General features: G+C 64.0%; 12 protein-coding genes. 11 read left to right on the top strand and 1 reads right to left on the bottom strand.

Features of this window, described 5'->3' with window-relative positions:
- The first annotated feature begins 147 nt into the window (after positions 1–147).
- The 7 genes from rpsL (at position 148) to AB4Y79_RS03390 (ending at position 10,498) form a co-directional block, all read left to right on the top strand.
- The gene (gene rpsL, locus AB4Y79_RS03420; RefSeq protein WP_009358312.1) at positions 148–522 is read left to right on the top strand and encodes a 30S ribosomal protein S12; all 375 of its coding nucleotides are present in this window, start codon (positions 148–150) and stop codon (positions 520–522) included.
- Position 523: 1 nt separating this feature from the next.
- The gene (rpsG, locus tag AB4Y79_RS03415; protein WP_003803829.1) at positions 524–994 is read left to right on the top strand and encodes a 30S ribosomal protein S7; all 471 of its coding nucleotides are present in this window, start codon (positions 524–526) and stop codon (positions 992–994) included.
- Between the two features lie 69 nt (positions 995–1,063).
- A complete protein-coding gene (gene fusA / locus AB4Y79_RS03410; RefSeq protein ID WP_441858750.1) occupies positions 1,064–3,178 on the top strand; it encodes an elongation factor G in 2,115 nt (704 codons plus the stop codon).
- A gap of 265 nt (positions 3,179–3,443) precedes the next feature.
- Entirely contained in the window at positions 3,444–4,634 is a 1,191-nt protein-coding gene (gene tuf / locus AB4Y79_RS03405; RefSeq protein ID WP_018760460.1) for an elongation factor Tu, read from the top strand.
- Between the two features lie 150 nt (positions 4,635–4,784).
- Entirely contained in the window at positions 4,785–8,987 is a 4,203-nt protein-coding gene (locus tag AB4Y79_RS03400; RefSeq protein ID WP_441858748.1) for a hypothetical protein, read from the top strand.
- 29 nt (positions 8,988–9,016) lie between these two features.
- On the top strand, positions 9,017–9,142 hold the full coding sequence (locus AB4Y79_RS03395) for a hypothetical protein (RefSeq protein WP_308930277.1): 126 nt from the start codon (positions 9,017–9,019) through the stop codon (positions 9,140–9,142).
- 105 nt (positions 9,143–9,247) lie between these two features.
- A complete protein-coding gene (locus AB4Y79_RS03390) occupies positions 9,248–10,498 on the top strand; it encodes an Nramp family divalent metal transporter (RefSeq protein WP_441858745.1) in 1,251 nt (416 codons plus the stop codon).
- Between the two features lie 21 nt (positions 10,499–10,519).
- Here the strand turns inward: AB4Y79_RS03390 and AB4Y79_RS03385 are convergent, their stop codons facing one another.
- Positions 10,520–11,956, bottom strand: a complete 1,437-nt coding sequence (locus AB4Y79_RS03385; RefSeq protein ID WP_441858743.1) for a GH1 family beta-glucosidase — start codon at positions 11,954–11,956, stop codon at positions 10,520–10,522.
- A gap of 395 nt (positions 11,957–12,351) precedes the next feature.
- On the opposite strand from AB4Y79_RS03385, the gene rpsJ reads away from it, so the two are divergent.
- From rpsJ to rplW, 4 genes are read left to right on the top strand one after another with little or no spacing between them, the layout of a single operon-like run.
- Positions 12,352–12,660, top strand: coding sequence for a 30S ribosomal protein S10 (gene rpsJ, locus AB4Y79_RS03380; protein WP_003803825.1), 309 nt, complete (start codon positions 12,352–12,354; stop codon positions 12,658–12,660).
- Positions 12,661–12,677: 17 nt separating this feature from the next.
- The gene (gene rplC, locus AB4Y79_RS03375) at positions 12,678–13,328 is read left to right on the top strand and encodes a 50S ribosomal protein L3 (RefSeq protein WP_308930280.1); all 651 of its coding nucleotides are present in this window, start codon (positions 12,678–12,680) and stop codon (positions 13,326–13,328) included.
- A 4-nt stretch (positions 13,329–13,332) separates the two neighbouring features.
- Positions 13,333–13,953: a 50S ribosomal protein L4 gene (gene rplD, locus AB4Y79_RS03370; RefSeq protein WP_018760455.1), complete on the top strand. Its 621-nt coding sequence runs from the start codon at positions 13,333–13,335 to the stop codon at positions 13,951–13,953.
- A complete protein-coding gene (gene rplW, locus AB4Y79_RS03365; RefSeq protein WP_011692807.1) occupies positions 13,950–14,255 on the top strand; it encodes a 50S ribosomal protein L23 in 306 nt (101 codons plus the stop codon). Before rplD ends, rplW begins: the two co-directional genes overlap by 4 nt.
- Positions 14,256–14,260 lie beyond the last annotated feature (5 nt).

The following is a 14,260-nucleotide window of genomic DNA, read 5'->3' as shown; positions in this document are numbered from 1 at the left end:
CCGCAAGCTCCTTCCCGGTATGCGATCCGACTATTAAAGGCTTCGCCTTCGCCGCCATGGAGATCCTCTTCAGGGCCCGGGCGGCGGGGCAACGCAACAAGAGAGTGGCCGGAAACAGCCGCTCCGGATAAAACGGAGAACACGAGAGTGCCTACGATTAACCAGCTGGTCCGCAAGGGCCGCACGCCTAAGGTCTCAAAGACCAAGGCTCCCGCGCTTAAGGGCAGCCCCATGCGCCGCGGTGTTTGCACCCGCGTTTACACCACCACCCCGAAGAAGCCGAACTCGGCTCTGCGTAAGGTGGCGCGTGTTCGCCTCAACGGCGGCGTGGAAGTTACCGCCTACATCCCCGGTGTTGGCCACAACCTGCAGGAGCACTCCATTGTGCTCGTCCGCGGTGGTCGTGTGAAGGACCTCCCCGGTGTCCGCTACAAGATCGTCCGTGGCGCCCTTGATACCCAGGGCGTGAAGAACCGTAAGCAGGCCCGCAGCCGCTACGGCGCAAAGATGGAGAAGAAGTAATATGCCTCGCAAGGGTCCGGCCCCCAAGCGGCCGCTCGTTTCGGATCCGGTTTACGGCTCCCCGCTGGTAACCCAGCTCATCAACAAGGTGCTTGTTGACGGCAAGAAGTCCACGGCAGAGCGCATCGTTTATGGTGCCCTCGAAGGCGCACGCGCCAAGTCCGGTGGCGACCCCGTCGCAGCGCTGAAGAAGGCCATGGACAACGTCAAGCCTTCGCTTGAGGTTCGGTCCCGCCGCGTCGGTGGCGCCACCTACCAGGTTCCGGTCGAGGTCAAGCCGGGCCGCTCCACCGCACTCGCCCTGCGCTGGCTGGTTGGCTACTCCAAGGCCCGCCGTGAAAAGACGATGACCGAGCGCCTCCAGAACGAAATCCTGGATGCGTCCAACGGTCTCGGTGCCGCTGTGAAGCGTCGCGAAGACACCCACAAGATGGCCGAGTCCAACAAGGCCTTCGCACACTACCGCTGGTAATACTCCCCGGGCGCCGCCGGCTCAACAGAGCCGGCGGCGAACGTGTAGTCCATCCCAAAAGGAGACCCCGTGGCACAGGACGTGCTTACCGACCTTAGTAAGGTCCGCAACATCGGCATCATGGCCCATATTGATGCCGGCAAGACCACCACAACCGAGCGCATCCTGTTCTACACGGGTGTGAACCACAAGATCGGCGAAACGCACGACGGCGCTTCGACCACTGACTGGATGGAACAGGAAAAGGAACGCGGCATCACCATCACGTCTGCCGCCGTGACCTGCTTCTGGGAGAACAACCAGATCAACATCATCGACACCCCCGGCCACGTGGACTTCACGGTTGAGGTTGAGCGCTCCCTGCGCGTCCTCGACGGTGCAGTTGCCGTCTTCGATGGCAAGGAAGGCGTTGAGCCGCAGTCCGAGACCGTTTGGCGCCAGGCTGACAAGTACAACGTGCCGCGTATCTGCTTCGTCAACAAGATGGACAAGCTCGGTGCCGACTTCTACTTCACCGTAGACACCATCATCAGCCGCCTCGGTGCCAAGCCGCTGGTCATGCAGCTGCCCATCGGTGCCGAGAACGACTTCATCGGCGTCGTCGACCTGCTTTACATGCGTGCCCTGGTTTGGCCGGGCGACGCCAAGGGCGACGTGACCATGGGTGCCAAGTACGAGATCCGCGAGATCCCGGCTGACCTCCAGGAAAAGGCTGAAGAGTACCGCGCGAACCTCGTTGAGACGGTCGCCGAGTCCTCCGAGGAACTCATGGAGAAGTACCTCGAGGGCGAAGAGATCTCGGTCGACGAGCTCAAGGCCGGCATCCGCAAGATGACCATCAACTCCGAGCTGTACCCGATCTTCTGTGGCTCGGCCTTCAAGAACCGTGGCGTCCAGCCGATGCTCGATGCCGTGGTGGACTACCTGCCGAACCCGCTCGACGTCCCCCCGATGGTCGGTCACGATCCCCGCGACGAAGAGAAGGAACTGACCCGCAAGCCCTCCTCCGAGGAACCGTTCTCGGCTCTGGCATTCAAGATTGCGGCCCACCCCTTCTTCGGCCAGCTCACCTTCATCCGCGTGTACTCCGGTCACGTGGAAGCAGGCGCCCAGGTGGTCAACTCCACCAAGGGCAAGAAGGAGCGCATCGGCAAGCTGTTCCAGATGCACGCCAACAAGGAAATGCCTGTTGAGGGCGCTACCGCCGGCCACATCTACGCAGCGATCGGTCTGAAGGACACCACCACGGGCGACACCCTGTGCGACTCCGCGAACCAGATCGTCCTCGAGTCCATGAGCTTCCCGGAGCCCGTGATCTCGGTTGCCATCGAGCCGAACACCAAGGGTGACCAGGAGAAGCTCTCCACGGCCATCCAGAAGCTCTCCGCTGAGGACCCCACCTTCCAGGTGTCCCTCAACGAAGACACCGGCCAGACCATCATCGCCGGTATGGGCGAGCTCCACCTGGACATCCTGGTGGACCGCATGCGCCGCGAATTCAAGGTCGAGGCCAACGTGGGCAAGCCGCAGGTTGCTTACCGCGAAACCATCAAGCGCGCCGTCGAACGCCACGACTACACGCATAAGAAGCAGACCGGTGGTTCGGGCCAGTTCGCAAAGATCCAGATCGCGATCGAGCCGTTGGACACCGCCGAAGGCGAGCTGTACGAGTTCGAGAACAAGGTCACCGGTGGCCGCGTTCCCCGCGAGTACATCCCGTCCGTTGACGCCGGCATCCAGGATGCGCTGAACGACGGCGTCCTGGCCGGCTACCCGGTTGTCGGCATCAAGGCCACGCTGATTGACGGCGCATACCACGATGTTGACTCTTCGGAAATGGCGTTCAAGATCGCCGGACGCATGGCTTTCAAGGAAGCTGCGCGCAAGGCGAACCCGGTTCTGCTTGAACCGCTGATGGATGTCGAGGTCCGCACCCCTGAGGAATACATGGGTGAAGTTATCGGTGACCTCAATTCCCGCCGTGGCCAGATGCAGTCGATGGAAGATGCACAAGGCGTCAAGGTCATCCGTGCGCACGTACCGCTGTCCGGCATGTTCGGCTACATCGGTGACCTGCGTTCGAAGACCCAGGGCCGTGCTGTGTACTCCATGACGTTCAACAGCTACGCCGAGGTCCCGAAGGCAGTTGCCGACGAGATCATCCAGAAGACCCGCGGCGAATAGTCCCTGGGACTTCTCAAAGCGAACAAACTCGGGTGCGCTTGCCGGTTACGGAAAGCACAGCCGGTGCAGGTGGACGGGGCTCGGTCGGATTCGTCCGGTCAAGCCGGGCTCCGGCCATCTGCACGAACAGGCTCTAGGGACTAGTATTAGTTCCTGAATCTGCAATTTCACCAATCCAAAGCCCCCCAAGTAGACTTACCTGAGTTTCTGCCGCGACAAGAGCGGCAGGAGGGTATGTCATTTGAAAACGTTCTAGGAGGAACCTGTGGCAAAGGCAAAGTTCGAGCGGACTAAGCCGCACGTCAACATCGGCACCATTGGTCACGTTGACCACGGTAAGACGACGCTGACGGCCGCCATTTCCAAGGTGCTGTACGACAAGTACCCGACTCTCAACGAGAAGCGTGACTTCGCGTCGATCGACTCTGCACCCGAAGAGCGTCAGCGCGGTATTACCATCAACATCTCCCACGTGGAGTACCAGACCGAGAAGCGTCACTACGCACACGTTGACGCCCCCGGCCACGCTGACTACATCAAGAACATGATCACCGGTGCTGCGCAGATGGACGGCGCAATCCTCGTGGTTGCCGCTACCGACGGCCCGATGGCTCAGACCCGCGAGCACGTTCTGCTGGCCCGCCAGGTTGGTGTTCCCTACCTGCTGGTCGCGCTGAACAAGGCTGACATGGTTGACGACGAAGAGCTCCTCGACCTCGTCGAAATGGAAGTTCGTGAGCTCCTGAGCTCGCAGGGCTTCGACGGTGACAACGCTCCCGTTGTCCGCGTTTCCGGCCTGAAGGCCCTGGAAGGCGACCCCGAGTGGGTCAAGTCCGTTGAGGACCTGATGGCTGCTGTCGACGAGTCCGTTCCGGACCCCGTACGTGACCGCGACAAGCCGTTCCTGATGCCGATCGAAGACGTCTTCACCATCACCGGTCGTGGCACCGTTGTTACGGGCCGCGCCGAGCGTGGAACCCTCGCCATCAACTCCGAGGTCGAGATCGTCGGCATCCGCCCGGTCCAGAAGACCACGGTTACCGGTATCGAGATGTTCCACAAGCAGCTCGACGAAGCATGGGCCGGCGAGAACTGTGGCCTCCTGCTCCGCGGTCTGAAGCGCGACGATGTCGAGCGTGGCCAGGTTGTCGTCAAGCCGGGTTCCATCACCCCGCACACCGACTTCGAGGCAAACGTCTACATCCTCTCCAAGGACGAAGGCGGACGTCACAACCCGTTCTACTCCAACTACCGCCCGCAGTTCTACTTCCGTACCACGGACGTAACCGGCGTTATCACCCTGCCTGAGGGCACGGAAATGGTTATGCCTGGCGACAACACTGAGATGACCGTTGCGCTCATCCAGCCCATCGCGATGGAAGAGGGCCTCGGCTTCGCAATCCGTGAAGGCGGCCGCACCGTTGGTTCGGGACGTGTTACCAAGATCATCAAGTAGTTTCTGCTGATCAGGGACCATCCGAATCGCTGATTCGGTAATCCACAGAAAACCCCGCTGCCCTGCGCAGCGGGGTTTTCTTTTGCTAGAATTTATCCATTCGCTGGACAAAAAAGTGGATTGCTGCTGTCTGTTAGAGGAAGGCCGGACATGAGGGACGAGTCGTATGCTGCAGGCTACCGGGCCGGCCACCTGCAGGGTTGGCTGGACGCCATAGCGCAAATCGAACAGATGCGGCAGCCGACTGGCACGCCCCAGCCTGCGCCCCAAGGCGTGCAGCCCGCACCTGTTCCTGTGCGGGAGCCCGCTCCCGTCTCTCCGCGGGAAACCGCAGCATCCGCCGCGGCAGCACCCGCCGGGCAGGTAATACCGGCATCCCCCGCCATGGCCACCCAGGTCGACGCCGAGGGATCCGGAATCGTCGTTGGCCCCGGACTGCGGGTGCAGCCACGGCCCCCCGCACCTGCATCGCCCGGTGTCCGTACCGTAGGGCCCGCATTCACGCCTGCCGAGCGCCAGGCGCGCCGTGAACGGCGGGACCGGCAGAACATCAACACCACGCTCTACGTAGCGAGCCTGCTCCTGGTGGCTGCTGCCGCTCTGTTTGTCGGCAGCGGGCTGCCGCCGATGCTGCGCTTTGCCGGCGTAGGCGTCGTCACTGCGATGTTCTACTGCCTCGGCTTCGGGCTGCATGCGAAGATCGCGCGGTTGAGGCCCGCCGCCGTCGCCTTCACGGGGACCGGCCTGGCGCTGGTGCCGGTCTCCGGCCTGGCACTGTACAACTTTGCCTGGCATAACGGGCCCGCCACCTGGTTGGTGACGTCCATAGTGGGGACCGCCGCCTATGTAGCGGCCGCCATCAGGCTGGAGAGTAAAGTCCTGACGTACCTCTCCTTGACGTTCGTGGTGTCGAGTGCGTGGTCGGGAGTTGCTGTCCTTGGGGGAGCGCTTGTTTGGTATTTCGCGGCATTGATCAGCGTGGCCGTGGTATTCACGCTGTTATCGCACCTGCGCCCCGCCTGGATGCCGCCACTCTTCGTCGGGCCGCTCGCCGCGCTGCACCCCTACTTGGTGCCAGGCGTCGCCGCCGCGGCCTCGTTGTCGCTGTTCCTGCCGGCTGAACCGGGGTTGACCAAGGCAGAGTATGCACTCGTCCTCGGCACCTGTGGGGCATACTTCGCCGTGGTTGCAGCAGCCACGGCCGCCTTAAGGTTGGCCTATTTCAGGGCCGCCAGGGTGGCACTGACAATCGCGGCCGCCGTCGGGATGTGGCACATGACAGGCCGCGGGACGGACGCCCTGTTCACCCTCGTCGTGCTGCTCGGCGCCCAGTCAGTGGCTGTTGCGTTCATGGGTGCGCGCCTTGAAGCCTGGATCGCGCAGGCAACCGGCGTGTCCGGCGGGCACCAAAGGGCGGCCGGTCCCGTCCCGAAAGCGGGTATGGCACGGTGGCGGCGTGACGCTTTCATCACGTTCGGCCTCCAGATCGCGGCCACGGCCGCCTTTGCGCTGGCTGTCGTCGTCGTGGGCTTATTCCCGCCGGCTCGGATATCTGTCACCCCTGTGCCTTTGTGGCTTCCGGTCCTGCTCTGCCTTGTCACGGGTTTTGCCCTGGCTGCGAGGCTTCGCGGCCGCGCCGAGATTGCCCCGGTTCCGGCTCTGTTGCTGGCAGCCGTCGTCAGCCATCACATTGGTGAGGGAATGTTTGCGGTGCTGCTCGCCCTGGCTGCCGGCTTCTGGACAGTCAGGGCCTACGCTGCGGACGGGGCGTTGCGTCGCCTCATGGTGCTCAACGCACGCGTGGCCGTCACACTTCTGGCGCCTGCCGTGGCGGCAGCCGTGACCGAAGGCGCTGTGCAGGACCGGGCCGTATGGTTCGTGTTGCTGATCGCCGCTGCAGCACAGCAACTTCTCTCCGCGGGGATTCAGCGATTCGGGATAAGCGCGCTGGCACCCCAAGTGAGCCTGGTCGGCTTCACGCTTGTTGGCCTGGGGAGTATCGCCAGCGTCTCTTCACTTGAGGGCCGCGGTTCCCAGGGACTGACGTGGACAGCGGTGCTGATCCAACTGGCCGCCGTCCTTGTGACCGGTCTGTTGCTGACCGGCAAACCTACGGACTGGCGCAACTGGCGGCCCGTCGCGGGCGAGCTCCTTCCCCCGGTGGTGTCCACAATGCTGGCAGCGTTCACGTTTGCGAGGCTTCCGGAGGGTGCCGGCAACCTGGTGCTCTTGCTCCTGCTGGCGTACCTGGTGGCTTCTGCGCTCAGGCTCCCGGCGCTGGAGCACCGGTGGGCTTATTGGTGGGCAGCCCGGGCGGCAGGAACTGTTCTGGTGTTGACGGCGTTCTCGCAGTTGCAGCACAGCACCGGCAGCATCGTTATCGGCGGAGAGGTGCTGCATCCGGCCACCCTTCTCTCCGCCGCATTGTTCGTTCAGCTGGCCCTGCCGCTGGGCGGGCAAATGCTGCGGCGGGCACCTGCGGGCGTGGTGTTCGATGCCGCCGGTGTCATCCTGCTGCAGCTTGCCGCCTGTGCCGTCCTGGCGCAGCAAGCCTCCGGGAGTTGGCAACACCTCGTTGCCGTGTCCGGGGCTGCAATTTCCGCCGCGTTGGCTGCCTACGTCCTGCGGACCGAGCCCGTCACTGTGGTGTTTGCCCCGGTGTCCTTCCTGATCCTCGTCGGCCTCTCGCTCGGAAATGTCCGGGTGGTGGAGGTTCTCCTGGGTGTCTTCGCAGTCTTTGCCGCCGTCATGGTGGTGGCGGTGCCCCGGCCTCGGAGCAAAGGGTGGTACTTCGTTGCCGCGCGCGTGCTCACTGCCGTCCTTGCCCTGGTGCTCAGCGACGATGTCACGGCGTCACCTACCGCTGTCTCCGTAACGTTTGCGCTCGTCCTCGCCGCCCAGCATGTGATCCGCTGGATGATGCGTTTCCGGCTCGCCGCCGTGCCGTTCCAGCAAGCCGCCGTATGGATCACCCTTGCAGGCCAGGCCCTGCTGCCCCTTGTTTACGCCGTGCAGCACGGGGCTTTGTGGCCTGGCACAGACCTCAGTGGCTCGCTGCCAGGCGGCGGCGGGATGGGCGACGCCGGCCGTTGGGTGTTGCTCCTTGAGGTGGGCCTCCTGGTGGTTTCGGCTGCCGTGGCCCGCAGGCTGTTCGTTGCCCGCGGTGCGTTGTACTTCGGCGTTTACGGCCTGCTCTTCGGTGTTTTGTCCCTCAGCCCGGTGGTTGCTTTTGGGGACGTAGCAGCCCTCAGCTTCACCGGGACGGCGGTTGTGCTGCTGCTCTTGGGCCTTGCGGCAGCGGCGTCCGGTCCGGAGTGGCGGCGCCGCAGCGCTTCTGCGGCCGGCCCGGAACTCCGCCTGTGGCTCGCCGCCGCAGGAGCATTCACCGGTGCGGCGCTGGCTGTGTCGCCGCAAGCAGCTGGCTGGGTTCCGGGAGCTGCTGTGCTGGCTGTGGCCGCAGTCCTGCTGACCGCATCCCATGTGGAAGCCGTGCCGATGCTCTATCCGCCCGCCGCGGCCGCCGTCCTTGGTGGAGCCTTTATGCTTGCGGACGCTTGGCCAGGAGTTGGGAGCGATGCTGGCCCGGGGGAGTGGGAACGCTATCTGCCTTGGTTGGCGGGCCCGGGTGCAGCGGCATTGGGGCTGTATGCGGCGCGCCGGGCACGGTCAGCGGCGCTGGCGGATGATCCGGTCCGGCGCTGGTCGCTGGCGGGCGGCGCATTCTTTGGCCTTGTGCTGGCAGCGGCAGCGGGCCTGTACCGGGATGGGACCGCCTGGGCCGGTGTGGGCGTGCTCATGGCCGCCGCGGGTGTTGCAGTCTTCGAAGCTTCACCCCGCATGCGCAGGCCTGCTGCGGAACTGGCTGCCATCCTGATCGTGGCTGCTGTCCAGCGGGCAGCAATATTCGAATTCAGCGGAGCCCGGGGACTCCTGCCGTGGCCGGCAGCTTCCCAGGCGGATCCCTTCTGGGTGGCGCAGTGGTACATGCTGCTGGCGGCTGCGCTGGCAGGCCTGCGGTACCTGACAGGCAGTCCTTCCGTGGGCCGGCGTTATGCGTGTGCCTCGGCGGGGCTGCTCTCACTGTCCGGGCTGGGCACCATCTTCGGCGGCGAAGCCTCCCAGCAGCTGTGGGTGCTGGTATGGCTGGCACTGCTTCTGGCTGCGGGGCTTGTCCTTGGTGACAGGCTCTTCGTCAGGTGGGGTGCGGTGGGGATTGCCGTCTGCGTCCTGTGGGCGATGCGGCAGTACACCTTTGCGCTCCTGGCAATTGTCGCCGTCGGCCTTATTGCCTTCGCGGTGTGGCGCCTCAACCGAGCTGCCACCGGTGCGGATAAAGCAGGGGACGCGTCCTGATACTGTTTCAGCACTGAAAGGAGTCCATCATGGGGTGGCTTATTTTCCTGATCATCGCGGTTGCCGTAGTCGCCGGGGCGTTCTGGGCCAGAAGGTATTTCCGGCGCGAGATCGATCGCGCCAAGCGGATCAACAGGTCCAACAAGAACCAGTAACACGGGCCCTTCCAAGTTTGCCGGTCTACCGTATTACTACTTTTCGGTATGCCTAAATTCGCGCTATCCTCGTCTTATTGATGCCCGCAACGACGAGGACACGTGATGGCTGCTCCAACACTGACGGCCGGACCTGCCGCCCCCAAGGCCTGGTCCCGGCTCCTGCTGCTCGGACCTGCCTTCGTGGCAGCCATCGCCTATGTGGACCCGGGCAATGTTGCCGCAAACCTGACCGCCGGTGCCAACTTCGGGTACCTGCTCGTGTGGGTCCTCGTGGCGGCCAACGCCATGGCAGTACTGATCCAGTACCAGTCCGCAAAGCTTGGGCTCGCCACCGGGATGAGCCTGCCGGAAATCCTGGGCAAGCGGCTGGGTACCCGTCGCCGCCGTGCCTTCTGGGTCCAGGCCGAGATTGTGGCCGGCGCTACGGACATGGCCGAGGTGATCGGCGGCGCCGTGGCGCTCAACCTCCTCTTCGGTGTGCCCCTCCTAGCGGGCGGACTCATCATTGGCGTAGCCTCCATGCTGTTGTTGACACTGCAGTCACACCGCAGCCAGAAGTCCTTCGAGATCGCCATCTTGATGCTCCTGGGCGTGATAGCGGTCGGTTTCGTCTCGGGCCTGTTCGTCAGCCCACCTGACGCGGGGGGCGCCCTGGCTGGTCTTGTGCCGCGCTTCGAGGGGACGGATACGGTCCTGCTGGCGGCAAGCATGCTCGGGGCAACCGTTATGCCGCACGCGATCTACCTGCACTCAGCCCTGGCACGGGACCGCCACGGCTTCTCGCCGGATCCGCGGGTCAGGTCCCGGCTGATCCGGGCCACGCGCTTTGACGTCGCCGGCGCCCTGCTGCTTGCCGGAATCGTCAATATCGCCATGCTGTTGCTGGCTGCCACCAGCCTCCGCGGCGTGGAAGGAACCGACACCATTGCCGGGGCGCACGCCGCGGTGACGTCGGCACTCGGACCGGTGATCGGCGTCGTATTCGCCGTGGGCCTGCTGGCCTCGGGGCTGGCCTCCACCTCTGTGGGCTGCTACGCCGGCGCCACCATCATGGGCGGCCTGCTGAAGATGAAGGTTCCCCTCTTGGTCCGCCGGATCATCACCCTGATCCCGGCACTGGTGGTCCTGGGCGCGGGCATTGAACCGACGCTCGCGCTGGTCCTGAGCCAGGTGCTCCTCAGCTTCGGGATTCCGTTCGCGCTGATCCCACTCATCCGGCTCACAGGCAGCCGGGAAGTGATGGGTATCCACGTGGACTCCAAGCCGCTGCGCGTTGCCGGCTGGACCAGTGCCGCGCTGATCGTTGGGCTGAACTGTGTCCTGATAGTCCTCACTGTGTCCGGACATGCCTGAGCCACGGCCGGCAGCCCTGCGCTAGCTGTCCCGGCGTGCCCTCGCCCGCGAGAGAGCCTGGTACCAGTAGAAGGACCTTTTCGGGGTCCGTTCAAGGGTCTCAAAGTCCACATGCACCAGGCCGAAACGCTGCGAGTAGCCGGCGGCCCACTCGAAGTTGTCCATCAGGGTCCACACGTAGTAGCCGCGCAGGTCCACACCGTCGGCAATACCGCCGGGCGCGGTGGCGTCAAGGGCCGTGCCCAGGTGCGCTGCGAGGTAGTCCACCCGGTCGGCGTCCTCCAATGTCCCGGATACACGATCGGGCTCGGGGAAGCTGGCCCCGCCCTCGGTGATGTACACCGGCGGCAGGGCGTCGCCGTACCGGTCCCGCATTTCCTTTAGGAGAATGCCCAGGTGGTGCGGTGCCACCGGCCAACCGAAGCCGGTGCTGCCGTACTCCGGGTACCCCACCTCGTGGAAGGGAAGCCGTGCCAGTTCCTGGTGCACGTCCGCGGGCAACGGGGTGATGCCGGGCCCGAGCGCCACCTTGACCGGGAAGTAGTAGTTGAGCCCGTAGAAATCCAGCGGCTGGTGGATGGTTTTCAGGTCCGCGTCGGAGATCCTGCCAATGGAGCGCAGCCACGGCCTGGCGTACAACGGCAGGGACGGGTACCGGCCCAGCAGGACGGGGTCGGCATAGAGCCGGTTCATCAGCAGGTCATACAGGTGGGCCACCAGCCGGTCGCCGATCTTCCGGGTTGCGGGCCTCACCGGTGAGTGCAAGTTCGTCAGCCCGATTCCGCCGGCAACACCGGCGGCCCGCAGAGCCTGGACTCCCAGGCCGTGCGCCAGGAGCTGGTGGTGGATGGCGGGCAGGGCATTGAACATCAGGCGGCGCCCCGGTGCGTGCACCCCCAGGGCATACCCGTTCAGGGTCACTGAGACGGGTTCATTGAGGGTGACCCACTGCGCCACCCTGTCCCCGAACCGGTCGCCGGCTGCCCTGGCGTATTCGGCAAACCGATGCGCCGTGTCCCGGTTCAGCCAGCCGCCTCGGTGCTCGAGCGGCAGCGGGGTGTCCCAATGGTAGAGGGTGGCCATGGGGGAGATACCGGCCTCGAGGAGCTCGTCGATCAGTCGGTCGTAGAAATCAAGGCCCTGGGCATTGAAGCTGCCCTGGCCATCGGGCTGGATGCGGGGCCAGGAGAGCGAGAAACGGTACGAGCCAACGCCCAGCTCCTTGAGCAGTGCAACGTCTTCGGGCAGCCTGTTGTAGTGGTCGCAGGCGACTGCGGGGGAGTGGCCGTCCATTATCGCCCCGGGTTTTTCGGCGAAGGCGTCCCATCCAGAGGGTCCCCGGCCGTCCGCCTTGAGCGCGCCTTCGATCTGGAACGCCGCTGCCGCGACGCCCAGGGTGAACGACGGCGGCACGCGCCCGGCCAGTTCGGTCACCGATTCCGTGCCTTCCATGGTCATGCCCCTATCATCCAGTGGCTTCCCGTCCACGGCAATGGCCGTTGCCGGGCCTGAAAAGGGACGATTCGCATCTGGCCGGGTTTTCCGGCATACTAGATGAGTTGTTCAAGCGCTTCTTCGCGTCCCGATCCGGATAATGCCGGGTGCAGGGTCCAAGCTGAAGTCCAAACATAACCCACCCCCAAGGAACTGCGGATTCATATGCGCGCCCAGCGCGACACGCCCGACCGCGGGGGTCGGTTACGCCGGCAAGGTGAGGAACCCGGATCTATCCGGATTCAGTTTGTGCGGCGGATGGTGGTCACGACCTCAAATGCTTCGGCAGCCATACAACGAGTAAGTGAACAGGGCAGCCCTAAACCGGGGAAGCACAGACTGAAAGAGAGTCAGGCGACATGGCGGGACAAAAAATCCGCATCCGGCTGAAGTCATACGACCACGAGGTCATTGACGTTTCAGCACGGAAGATCGTTGAGACGGTCACGCGCGCAGGCGCAACGGTAGTTGGCCCCGTGCCGCTGCCGACGGAGAAGAACGTGTACTGCGTGATCCGCTCTCCGCACAAGTACAAGGACAGCCGCGAGCACTTTGAAATGCGCACGCACAAGCGTCTTATCGACATCATCGATCCCACGCCGAAGGCCGTCGACTCGCTCATGCGTCTCGACCTGCCGGCTGACGTGAACATCGAAATCAAGCTGTAGGGAGGTGCTGAGAAACTATGACCGCAACCCGTAACGTAAAGGGCCTGCTGGGCACGAAGCTCGGCATGACCCAGGTCTGGGACGAGAACAACAAGCTCATCCCCGTCACTGTGGTCCAGGCAGACTCGAACGTCATCACCCAGCTGCGCAACGCTGAGACCGATGGCTACGTCGCCGTTCAGATCGGCTACGGCCAGATCGATCCCCGCAAGGTCACCAAGCCGCTGGCTGGTCACTTTGAAAAGGCAGGCGTAACGCCTCGCCGCCACGTCGTCGAACTCCGTACCGCAGATGCTGCCGAGTACGAGCTGGGCCAGGAGCTCTCCGTAGAGCTCTTCGAAGCCGGCCAGAAGATCGACGTCATCGGCACCACCAAGGGTAAGGGCTTCGCCGGTGTTATGAAGCGTCACGGCTTCCACGGCGTCGGCGCTTCCCACGGTGCCCACAAGAACCACCGTAAGCCCGGTTCAATCGGTGGCGCATCCACCCCGAGCCGCGTCTTCAAGGGCATGAAAATGGCCGGCCGCATGGGCGCCGTTCGTCACACCACGCTGAACCTCACCGTTCACGCGGTTGACGTCGAGAAGTCGCTGCTCCTGATCAAGGGCGCCGTTCCCGGTGCCCGCGGCCAGGTCGTCTTCGTACGCACCGCCGTGAAGGGAGCCTAGTTCAATGGCTAACACTGTCCAGGTTGACCTGCCTGCAGAGATCTTCGACGTTCAGACCAACGTGCCGCTGCTGCACCAGGTTGTCGTTGCTCAGCTCGCTGCTGCACGCCAGGGAACCCACAAGACCAAGACCCGCGCTGAAGTTTCCGGTGCAGGACGCAAGCCGTTCAAGCAGAAGGGCACCGGCCGCGCCCGTCAGGGTTCAATCCGTGCTCCTCACATGACCGGCGGTGGCGTTGTCCACGGTCCCACCCCGCGTGACTACAGCCAGCGCACCCCCAAGAAGATGATTGCTGCTGCACTGCGCGGCGCACTCTCCGACCGGGCCCGCAACGGACGCATCCACGTTGTCGCAGAACTGGTTGAAGGCACCAAGCCCTCCGCCAAGACCGCACTGGCAACGCTCCGCGGTGTTTCCGACCGCAAGAACCTGCTGGTCGTCATCGAGCGCGATAACGACGTTGCCGCACTGTCCGTGCGCAACCTCGCCGGCGTTCACGTTCTGTACGCAGACCAGCTGAACACCTACGACGTTCTCGTCTCCGATGACGTTGTCTTCACCAAGGCAGCCTACGAAGCATTCGTAGCCGCCAAGGCAGCTAAGAACGAGGAGGATGCCAAGTGAGTGCAGCCACCATCAAGGATCCCCGCGACGTCGTGCTTGCACCCGTCGTGTCGGAAAAGAGCTACGGCCTGATCGACGAGGGCAAGTACACCTTCCTGGTGGACCCCCGTTCGAACAAGACCGAGATCAAGCTGGCCGTGGAGAAGATCTTCTCCGTCAAGGTCGAATCGATCAACACCATCAACCGTGCCGGTAAGCGCAAGCGCACCAAATTCGGATGGGGTACCCGCAAGAACACCAAGCGTGCGATTGTCACCCTCAAAGAAGGCACCATCGACATCTTCGGCGGTCCGCTCGCGTAGCGGAG

Source organism: Pseudarthrobacter sp. YAF2 (assembly GCF_052113345.1).
Classification (GTDB): Bacteria; Actinomycetota; Actinomycetes; order Actinomycetales; family Micrococcaceae; genus Arthrobacter.
Note: the sequence above shows the minus strand (reverse complement) of the source record. Positions and strands in the feature narration are given on the sequence as shown.

Coding starts and splice junctions, on each gene's coding strand:
- rpsG (WP_003803829.1), top strand. CDS start 524: ATGCCTCGCAAGGGTCCGGCCCCCAAGCGGCCGCTCGTTTCGGATCCG.
- AB4Y79_RS03400 (WP_441858748.1), top strand. CDS start 4,785: ATGAGGGACGAGTCGTATGCTGCAGGCTACCGGGCCGGCCACCTGCAG.
- AB4Y79_RS03395 (WP_308930277.1), top strand. CDS start 9,017: ATGGGGTGGCTTATTTTCCTGATCATCGCGGTTGCCGTAGTCGCCGGG.
- AB4Y79_RS03390 (WP_441858745.1), top strand. CDS start 9,248: ATGGCTGCTCCAACACTGACGGCCGGACCTGCCGCCCCCAAGGCCTGG.
- AB4Y79_RS03385 (WP_441858743.1), bottom strand. CDS start 11,956: ATGACCATGGAAGGCACGGAATCGGTGACCGAACTGGCCGGGCGCGTG.
- rpsJ (WP_003803825.1), top strand. CDS start 12,352: ATGGCGGGACAAAAAATCCGCATCCGGCTGAAGTCATACGACCACGAG.
- rplC (WP_308930280.1), top strand. CDS start 12,678: ATGACCGCAACCCGTAACGTAAAGGGCCTGCTGGGCACGAAGCTCGGC.
- rplD (WP_018760455.1), top strand. CDS start 13,333: ATGGCTAACACTGTCCAGGTTGACCTGCCTGCAGAGATCTTCGACGTT.